This is a genomic window from Streptosporangium sp. G11 (genome assembly GCF_051192615.1).
Lineage (GTDB): Bacteria > Actinomycetota > Actinomycetes > Streptosporangiales > Streptosporangiaceae > Streptosporangium.
On record NZ_JBPJUQ010000039.1, the window covers coordinates 90,001 to 96,281 of the forward strand.

The 6,281-nt window shown below is 63.8% G+C and carries 8 protein-coding genes; 4 read left to right on the forward strand and 4 right to left on the reverse strand.

Annotated features, from left to right (window positions below; genetic code table 11):
• Window positions 1–32 precede the first annotated feature (32 nt).
• From ACSDR0_RS30090 to ACSDR0_RS30100, 3 genes are all read left to right on the forward strand, one after another.
• Window positions 33–320: a hypothetical protein gene (locus tag ACSDR0_RS30090; RefSeq protein WP_435292272.1), complete on the forward strand. Its 288-nt coding sequence runs from the start codon at window positions 33–35 to the stop codon at window positions 318–320.
• A gap of 302 nt (window positions 321–622) precedes the next feature.
• The gene (locus ACSDR0_RS30095) at window positions 623–1,438 is read left to right on the forward strand and encodes an inositol monophosphatase family protein (RefSeq protein ID WP_435292273.1); all 816 of its coding nucleotides are present in this window, start codon (window positions 623–625) and stop codon (window positions 1,436–1,438) included.
• Between the two features lie 244 nt (window positions 1,439–1,682).
• The gene (locus ACSDR0_RS30100; RefSeq protein ID WP_435292274.1) at window positions 1,683–2,279 is read left to right on the forward strand and encodes an RDD family protein; all 597 of its coding nucleotides are present in this window, start codon (window positions 1,683–1,685) and stop codon (window positions 2,277–2,279) included.
• 939 nt (window positions 2,280–3,218) lie between these two features.
• Here the strand turns inward: ACSDR0_RS30100 and ACSDR0_RS30105 are convergent.
• The 3 genes from ACSDR0_RS30105 to ACSDR0_RS30115 all read right to left on the reverse strand — a co-directional run bounded on the left by ACSDR0_RS30105 (window position 3,219) and on the right by ACSDR0_RS30115 (window position 4,898).
• Window positions 3,219–3,866, reverse strand: a complete 648-nt coding sequence (locus ACSDR0_RS30105) for a class I SAM-dependent methyltransferase (RefSeq protein WP_435292275.1) — start codon at window positions 3,864–3,866, stop codon at window positions 3,219–3,221.
• A 231-nt stretch (window positions 3,867–4,097) separates the two neighbouring features.
• Window positions 4,098–4,562 carry a hypothetical protein gene (locus ACSDR0_RS30110; protein ID WP_435292276.1) on the reverse strand — a complete coding sequence of 155 codons (465 nt, stop codon included), beginning with the start codon at window positions 4,560–4,562 and terminating at the stop codon, window positions 4,098–4,100.
• Window positions 4,563–4,757: 195 nt separating this feature from the next.
• A complete protein-coding gene (locus tag ACSDR0_RS30115) occupies window positions 4,758–4,898 on the reverse strand; it encodes a hypothetical protein (protein ID WP_435292277.1) in 141 nt (46 codons plus the stop codon).
• 20 nt (window positions 4,899–4,918) lie between these two features.
• Between ACSDR0_RS30115 and ACSDR0_RS30120 the strand changes: the two genes are divergently transcribed.
• Entirely contained in the window at window positions 4,919–5,335 is a 417-nt protein-coding gene (locus ACSDR0_RS30120; RefSeq protein WP_435292278.1) for an inositol monophosphatase family protein, read from the forward strand.
• A gap of 133 nt (window positions 5,336–5,468) precedes the next feature.
• On the opposite strand, the gene ACSDR0_RS30125 is transcribed toward ACSDR0_RS30120, so the two are convergent.
• The gene (locus ACSDR0_RS30125) at window positions 5,469–5,729 is read right to left on the reverse strand and encodes a hypothetical protein (protein ID WP_435292279.1); all 261 of its coding nucleotides are present in this window, start codon (window positions 5,727–5,729) and stop codon (window positions 5,469–5,471) included.
• Between the last annotated feature and the right edge of the window lie 552 nt (window positions 5,730–6,281).

Consider the following 6,281-nt stretch of genomic DNA (forward strand, 5'->3'; position numbering starts at 1 on the left):
CGCCCTTTCGAATGCCGACGTATGATCACGCCATGGCAGTGCACCGCATGCTCAAAGATCTGGTGCTGATGCTCGCTGTCATCAGCACCAGCTTGATCGTGTTCACCTTTTGCACAGCGTTGGTCTTCAAGGGCTTTTCTCCGCCGGATGCATTTGAAGCGACCTTTGACATGGCTCCGGAACTGCTGGTCCTTCTGATCGCCATATCCGCAGGTGGCATCGTGGGGCGCCTATTGAGACTGGCGAAGAACAAGAACCAGTCTCCGGCGGGGGTACTTCGGCTCCGGGATGATCGCCAGCAGCAGGAGCCGAGTTCGTAGGTGACTGAGGTGGGCCGGACCTTCCCGTCTGCCATGTCCCAGGCAAGCCCAACATCTCGACTCCTCTGGATCAAGGCCGTATGTGACTGTTGGCATCCCATGGCCGAGGAACGTCTACCGGCTGACGTACACGCGAAGACGGCCTTGACCCTTCGTCCCCGAGCTGTTGTCCAGCCCTACCTCCCGCACGCTCGTGAAGTCGAATCACCTACCATCGTGATCAATGACAACACGGCCGCCGATGGGCTGCTCCCCGTCTTCGACCAGGCGTTCACCTCAATGTGGGAGCGGAGCAGCCCCGTATGACCGTCGACGCCCGCACACTCCTGCCGATCGCAGAGCAGGCCGTCACCATCGCCGGCGAGATCGTGAAGACCCGCCTCCCTGGAACCGTCACCGCCAAGGGCGATCGCGACATGGCCACCGAAGTGGACTACGCCGTAGAGCACGCGATCCGTGACTTCTTGAGTCGTGAGACACCCGAGATCGGGTTCGTCGGCGAAGAGGAAGGGGCCACGGCCGCTTCCGAAAGCGGCCTCGAGTGGGTACTCGACCCGGTCGACGGAACGGTTAACTTTCTGCACGGCCTCCCGTTGTGCGGTGTTTCCCTCGGCCTGGTCGACAAGGACATGCCGACCCTCGGCGTGATTGACCTGCCATTCCTCGGCTCCCGTTACAGCGCGAGCGAGGGGCATGGAGCCCAAGCCAACGGACAAGAGATCCACGGGAGCGAAACCGACGACCTTCACGCCGCCGTGGTCGCCATGGGTGATTACGCCGTAGGTAGCGACGCGCAAACGAAAAACCGTCTCCGCCTGGCACTCACTCACAAACTCGTCGCCCGCGTGCAACGCATCCGGATGTTCGGAGCGGCCTCGATCGATCTCGCCTGGGTGGCGGAAGGCAAGATTGACGCCCTCATCATGCTCAGCAATAAACCGTGGGACACCGCCGCGGGGGTACTCATCGCCCGTGAGGCCGGAGCCAGCGTTGTGGACCTGGACGGCAGCCCGCACACCATGAACTCCGCAGCCACCATCGCGGCGAGCCCCAAAATCCTCGCTGATCTCGTCGAACTCATCGCCGAGGCGCGCAAGGCCGCCGAGCGTAGCGAATAGCTTGCCGAATTGTTCTTATGGGTATCAAGGCAGCGGCGCGGCGCGCCGCCGCACGGCCCTCCCACCGCCCGCCGTTCGGGCGTGCGGCGTGGACGCCGGTCCCGGCCGGCGGCGCCCCGGGCCGTCCACCGACCCACGCACCCGCCGTACCCAACCCACTCGCCGCCCCCGGCGCCGCGCCGCCCCTCGTAATCTCCCGCCTCTCTGGTTTCACATGTCAAAGTCATCCGACACACTGACTGACATGACAACCGCCCCCCAAGCTCTAACAACACGAACTCTCGCTGCGAGACGTCACCGTTTTGCGGCCTACCTTATCGATGGCCTGATCTGTTTCGTAGCAGTCTCGCCGGTCTATCCGCTGTTTGAAGATGTCGAGGTCTCTGACGAATCGGTCCTCATCAGTTATCTCAACCCCTACGCGGGGAATCCCAATTGGCCGATCGAAGTCGCGATCACCGTCCTCCTCGCCGCCTACTTCTGGGTACAGCACGCGCTGTGGGGCCAGACGCTTGGCAAGCGACTCTGTCGCTTGAAGGTAGTGTCTAGCGCAACCGGAGAACCGCCGAGTCTCCGTCATGCGGGAATTCGCGCTCTTATCTACCCTGTTATGATGTCAGTGCCGTATATCGGGATACTGCTCAACCTGGTCGACATGCTGTGGATATTCGGCGATTCGAAGCGCCGGTGCCTACATGACGTGATTGCAAAAACCGTAGTGGTCGACCTTAGCGGCTCTAACAGGAAAGGGCTCGGAGGATCCGGCTTCCTGTTCGGCCTAGGCGTAGTCATCGCCCTCTTCGCCGCCCTCGTGCTCATTTCCGTTCTGGTGGCCTTGTAGTCGACTGTGTTGACAGAAGACGTCGCCTTCGGCGGGGGCACTCCGGCTCCGGGATGATCGTCAAGGATAGGACTCGGGGTCGTAGGTGGCTGGGGGGCGGATCTTCCCGTCGCCGTCGTCCCAGGGCAAGCCGAGCGGGCCGGGGCCAGGGCGCCAAGGGCGTTCGTCCAGTGGGGCGCTCCACCTTGGCGCCCTGGCCCCGGCCGCTCCCCGATGGGTGGGATGACGGCGACGGGAAGATCCAGCGGGCGAGGTGTGTGCGTCCGCACGAGTTTCTCAGGCCGTGCCCGTTGCGTGCCCGTCAGGAGGGTCACCAAGGGGGAGTCGCGGGGACTCGCGGGCAAGGTGAGACTGCTCCTGACCTGGAACGCAGCAGGTCAGAGGGTCGCGTACCGAGATCTTGTGAACTGTAGGTCAGGGGTTCGCTTCCCCTCGTCGGCTCGTGACAAAGGGCTAGGTCAACCCGCATACGGTGACCTGGCCCTTTGATCGTTAAGCGGGCTTTTTATTTTTTCGTGCCACTGGCCGTCTTGCGTGCCACCTTGAGTGCCTTGCCCAGAGCCTCTGCGATGGCCTTGTTCACGGTCCTGACCGGCGTGCTGGTAGATCGGCGCCAGTGCCCCATGCGGGACATCAGCTCCTTGAGACTCGCCCCGCTGGAAGCGGCCAGGATGTCGCCGACATAGCGGAGATCGGGAAGCCCGGCAGCAGAGATCGAAAGGGCTACAGGTCAGCCGTGCTGAGGCAGAAGAGAAGATCGCCCAGCTCGATGCCCGCCAGGAGCGCAGGTCATCGAGGGTGTTCCTTGGAGCTCCCTCGTTCGACCAAATCGGAGCTCGAACGGGCGGTGAGTTCTGATCACGAGCCGATGCCTGGAGCCTGACGGCTCCCCGTGCGGCAGGTTGGATGCGGTCATGTGTTCGGTCGGGCAGCCCCTGCTCAGGCTTTGCGGGCGAGCAGTTGAATCTCCTGGAACTGCCGCCGGTCGGTGGGCTGAGGCTCGCGAACCATCCGGGCCACCTCGGGTAACCCGGACTTGCGTAGCATCGCGGAGAGGTGATCAGGCCACCAGCGATAGGCCGGCGCGACTGCGTGATCGAAGACCTGCGTCGGGTGAGACGGATCATCGCTTGCCGAAAAGCCGACCAGAAGGTGGCCGCCAGGTGCCAGCACACGATGGAACTCCGCCAGGATGACGGGGAGTTCCCGCGGCGGAGTGTGGATGATGGACCAGCGTGAGAGTACGCCGCCCAGCGCGCCGTCGGCGATGTCCAACGCGGCCATCGAGCCCACGTCGAACCGCAGGCCCGGATAGGCCTGTCGAGCCAACTTGATCATCGCAGGAGAGGCATCAACACCGAACGCCGCCACCCCCAGCTCGTCCAGATAAGCGGTGATATGGCCAGGCCCACACCCTAGGTCTGCGATCTGACCGTCCCCACTCGCACTTACGACCTCGGCGAAGGCACCCAAGATCGCACGGTCCAGAGGACTGTCACGCAGCGTGTCGCGGAACAGCTGCGCATAGGTGAGGGCGGCAGCGTCGTAAGCCTCGCGGGTGGCACTGAGGACATCGTGTTCGACCATGCTCGCGACAGTAGTTCCTACCCCGAGGCGAGCCGGGAGGATCACGATCTTTCCTCCCGCCCGTTCGCCAGTTCAGAGAAATAGGGCGTACTTGCCTTACCGGTACTCAGGGGGCTTCAGGCATGTCAGCACGGCAGCTGACAGTCTGGGTCTCGTGACCTGAGGGCACCCCGGCTCAAAGCATCCACGAAGAAGATCGACAGCTGGTGCGGAGAATTCGCCGGGGCGCAGTCAGGTGGCGTCATCCAACTGTTCGGCCAGCTGCTTCAGGCCACCCTTGATGAGCTGCCCATACTCGTCGTCGCCAAGCGCGCCGATCTTGGCTCGCGCCTGCTGGAGGTGCTCACGGGCGCGGCCGAGATCGCCCAGCTTGCGATAGCACTCGCTCACATTGAGGTGCAGCGACGGGTACAGGCCGGCCACTGAAATCGTCACCCCGGCTTGGCCCGCCCGCTCATCGGTGACCAGATCGGCGGCGGCAAGCGCTCGCAGATCCCACATCAGCTCCTGGTGCACATCGTCCTGCACGTCGGCCATCGAATGGGCAAGGACACAAACATGCAGCGGGTCGCCTTGTTCGCCGCCGATGTCGTCCCAGATCTGCGCGAACAAGTCGCGAGCGGCTTCACGCTGACCTTGGTGGTGATGCAGCTCCACCCCCTGGCCGATCCGGGTCATCGTCGGGTCGGTGGTCATTGGCGGCTCCTTCACCGTTGCGGGCGACCGCAGTCGGCCTACTTGCTTGACATGGCTTAACGATCTTCAAACTTCTGGCCGGCTGGTTCGCTTGACAACCCCAGATAACCCACGCTTCGACTGGCGGGCCCAACCGCTACGCGGTCCCTCCGGGGTGTTTCACATCGGTGCCGGCCGCTCCACTCTCCGAGGGTGCTAGCTCTGCGGCCCACCACGCTCGGAACGTTCACGGTCATGCTTTAGAGCCAGGCGTACGGCGAAGTAGATGACCAGGAACTGAATGAAAGCGCTGATCAGCACAAAGAGCACACTCACGCTTGAGGCACCGAAGTTCATGATTTCTCCCTCATCGCCGTGTGATCACCCTGCCTACTCTGGCCCACGCTGTCCACCGTCGATCCCACGACGGGTGCTGTCTTCAAGACAGTGACGCGCAAACGAAAAACGGTCTCCGCCTGGCACTCACCTGCGAGCTCGTCGCCCGCGTGCAACGCGTCCGGATGTTCGGAGCGGCTTCGATCGATCTCGCCTGGGTGGCGGAAGGCAAGGTCGACGCCCTCGTCATGATGAGCAACAAACCGTGGGACACCGCCGCGGGAGTACTCATCGTCCGCGAGGCCGGAGCCGGCGTTGTGGACCTGGACGGCAGTCCGCACACCATGAACTCCGCGGCCACCATCGCGGCGAGCCCCAAAATCCTCGCTGATCTGGTCGAGCTCATCGCCGAGGCGCGCAAGGACGTCGAGCGCAGCGAATCGTCTAGTCCTGATTGATACTTGACGCGTCGATCCCACCACATGCTTGACGCGTGCTCCAGGAAACATGACCGGTCTTACGGGGCCGGGCCGTAGCCGTACCGCGCGCCCGTCGTCCCCGGCCAACGTGCCGACCACCGGCCCGCCGTCGCTACACGTCGTCAGTTTCTTCCGCCTCACGCCGTCGAGCCGCTCGCTCCTCCGCCGCTCGCTTCTGCGCTGCTCTCTCCGTCGCCACACGCTCGCGCAGCTCCGCATCCGCCACATCGCGCGGACGCGGAACCTGACTCCGACGATCATGCGTGAGCGCCAGCCTTATCGCCACATAGATCACCAGGAACAGCACCGCCATCGAGAACAACCACGAAAGTACTCCCCACAGCCACACAAACAGGTCTCTCAACTCACCCACCCGGCCCTGTCCTCAGCATCCGGTCATTATTTCGATCAAGCCTGCCCGATCCATCCCCGCGCCGTCTATCGCCTCCGGCGGGGGCCTCCGGCTCCGGGATGATCGTCAGGGGCAAGGGCCAGGTTTGCAGGTGGCCGGGGGCCGGATCTTCCCCATCACCGTCGCCTCAGTCCGCTCTCCGGAGAGTGGGACGACGGCAACGGGAAGATCCGGCGAGAGAGATGTGTGCGTCCGCACGGGGCTCTCGATCCGTGCCATTCGCATGCCAGTAAGGCTGGAGAACAAGGGGGAATCACGGACAAGACGGGATCATCTCTGACCAGCACCGCAGCAGCTCACGGGGTCGCGTACCGAGATCTTTAAGCTGTAGGTCAGGGGTTCGACTCTCCTCATCGACCCCGGCCGCGGGCTTCGTTCACCGGCAGCGGCCGCCGGCCTGGAGGTTCTGCGCGCCCGGGTGCACCGCGTCGCGGTAATCGGCCGGCTTCGGGTCCCGGAAAGGCGCGCCGTCGAGCTCATCCACGCCGCCGGCACCGGCGCCGTGCTCACCTT

What these genes read in the sequence shown, in the direction of transcription:
- ACSDR0_RS30110 (WP_435292276.1), bottom strand. Translation starts at nt 4,562, where the DNA reads ATGACCACCGACCCGACGATGACCCGGATCGGCCAGGGGGTGGAGCTG.
- ACSDR0_RS30105 (WP_435292275.1), bottom strand. Translation starts at nt 3,866, where the DNA reads ATGGTCGAACACGATGTCCTCAGTGCCACCCGCGAGGCTTACGACGCT.
- ACSDR0_RS30090 (WP_435292272.1), top strand. Translation starts at nt 33, where the DNA reads ATGGCAGTGCACCGCATGCTCAAAGATCTGGTGCTGATGCTCGCTGTC.
- ACSDR0_RS30100 (WP_435292274.1), top strand. Translation starts at nt 1,683, where the DNA reads ATGACAACCGCCCCCCAAGCTCTAACAACACGAACTCTCGCTGCGAGA.
- ACSDR0_RS30115 (WP_435292277.1), bottom strand. Translation starts at nt 4,898, where the DNA reads ATGAACTTCGGTGCCTCAAGCGTGAGTGTGCTCTTTGTGCTGATCAGC.
- ACSDR0_RS30095 (WP_435292273.1), top strand. Translation starts at nt 623, where the DNA reads ATGACCGTCGACGCCCGCACACTCCTGCCGATCGCAGAGCAGGCCGTC.